General features: G+C 47.7%; 9 tRNA genes and 1 rRNA gene. All 10 read right to left on the bottom strand.

Features of this window, described 5'->3' with window-relative positions:
* Positions 1 to 10: 10 nt before the first annotated feature.
* The 10 genes from AR328_RS21995 to rrf all read right to left on the bottom strand — a co-directional run bounded on the left by AR328_RS21995 (position 11) and on the right by rrf (position 1,143).
* A tRNA-Tyr gene (locus AR328_RS21995) sits at positions 11 to 95 on the bottom strand.
* A 39-nt stretch (positions 96 to 134) separates the two neighbouring features.
* Positions 135 to 207 (bottom strand) — tRNA-Thr (locus AR328_RS21990).
* A 161-nt stretch (positions 208 to 368) separates the two neighbouring features.
* A tRNA-Phe gene (locus tag AR328_RS21985) sits at positions 369 to 444 on the bottom strand.
* A 6-nt stretch (positions 445 to 450) separates the two neighbouring features.
* Positions 451 to 527 (bottom strand) — tRNA-Asp (locus AR328_RS21980).
* A 3-nt stretch (positions 528 to 530) separates the two neighbouring features.
* Positions 531 to 604, bottom strand: a tRNA-Met gene (locus tag AR328_RS21975).
* A 71-nt stretch (positions 605 to 675) separates the two neighbouring features.
* Positions 676 to 751 (bottom strand) — tRNA-Val (locus AR328_RS21970).
* A gap of 3 nt (positions 752 to 754) precedes the next feature.
* A tRNA-Glu gene (locus AR328_RS21965) sits at positions 755 to 829 on the bottom strand.
* A gap of 15 nt (positions 830 to 844) precedes the next feature.
* Positions 845 to 934 (bottom strand) — tRNA-Ser (locus tag AR328_RS21960).
* A 3-nt stretch (positions 935 to 937) separates the two neighbouring features.
* A tRNA-Asn gene (locus AR328_RS21955) sits at positions 938 to 1,012 on the bottom strand.
* Positions 1,013 to 1,026: 14 nt separating this feature from the next.
* Positions 1,027 to 1,143: ribosomal RNA gene (rrf, locus tag AR328_RS21950) — 5S ribosomal RNA — on the bottom strand.
* Positions 1,144 to 1,347 lie beyond the last annotated feature (204 nt).

Here is a 1,347-nt window from a genome sequence, read left to right as displayed (position 1 = left end):
CCCCTATAGATGGTGGTGGGGGACGGATTCGAACCGCCGAACCCAAAGGGAGCGGATTTACAGTCCGCCGCGTTTAGCCACTTCGCTACCCCACCAGTTGTTTTATAATAAATATATTTTAGTATACATAAACATGCCGGCCAGAGGACTCGAACCCCCAACCTACTGATTACAAGTCAGTTGCTCTACCAATTGAGCTAGGCCGGCGAAAATTGATTTGCTTATTAATTTGAATACTGCTAAAAAATGTGCTTCAAAGCCCTACGTTCTTTGTCGCAGATTTTAAAAAATTGCCATTCAAGGGAGTAAAGCTTCGGTGCTGCAAGCTTTTAAAATCCTCTACCAATTGAGCTAGGCCGGCATAATAATGGTGGCTCAGGACGGAATCGAACCGCCGACACAAGGATTTTCAGTCCTTTGCTCTACCGACTGAGCTACTGAGCCACAATATGGCGGTCCGGACGGGACTCGAACCCGCGACCTCCTGCGTGACAGGCAGGCATTCTAACCAACTGAACTACCGGACCAAATTGCGGGGACAGGATTTGAACCTGCGACCTTCGGGTTATGAGCCCGACGAGCTACCGGACTGCTCCACCCCGCGACAATTTTATTAATATGAAATTTTATATGCTCATATTTAGCATAAGAAACCTTCCATGCTATAAATAAACATGGTGGAGGATGACGGGATCGAACCGCCGACCCTCTGCTTGTAAGGCAGATGCTCTCCCAGCTGAGCTAATCCTCCAAATGGTGACCCCTACGGGATTCGAACCCGTGTTACCGCCGTGAAAGGGCGGTGTCTTAACCGCTTGACCAAGGGGCCAGATAAAGTTTTAAATGGCGGAGAGCAAGGGATTTGAACCCTTGATACGCGGAAGCGTATACACGATTTCCAATCGTGCTCCTTCGGCCACTCGGACAGCTCTCCAGATGGCTCCGCAGGTAGGATTCGAACCTACGACCGTTCGGTTAACAGCCGAATGCTCTACCACTGAGCTACTGCGGAATAATAAATTAAAAGCCTAGCGACGTCCTACTCTCACATGGGGACAGCCCCAAACTACCATCGGCGCTGAGAAGCTTAACTTCCGTGTTCGGGATGGGAACGGGTGTGACCTTCTCGCTATCGCCACTAGACTTTTATTAAAGACAATATCTATTATATCGTCTTTTTTGTTTTTTTCAAGAGAAATTTTCATTCTCTCAAAACTAGATAATGCTGAAGAAGTCTTTCGAGTAATCATATTTTAATTGTCTAGCTTCGGCTCCTAGCTTTTCGGCCGCTTCAATCCATCCCTACAAATCCAAAACCGGGATTTGCAGTGCTGACTTTCCACCGTC

It is taken from the genome of Bacillus sp. FJAT-29937, assembly GCF_001509555.1.
Classification (GTDB): Bacteria; Bacillota; Bacilli; order Bacillales; family Cytobacillaceae; genus Cytobacillus.
Note: the sequence above shows the minus strand (reverse complement) of the source record. Positions and strands in the feature narration are given on the sequence as shown.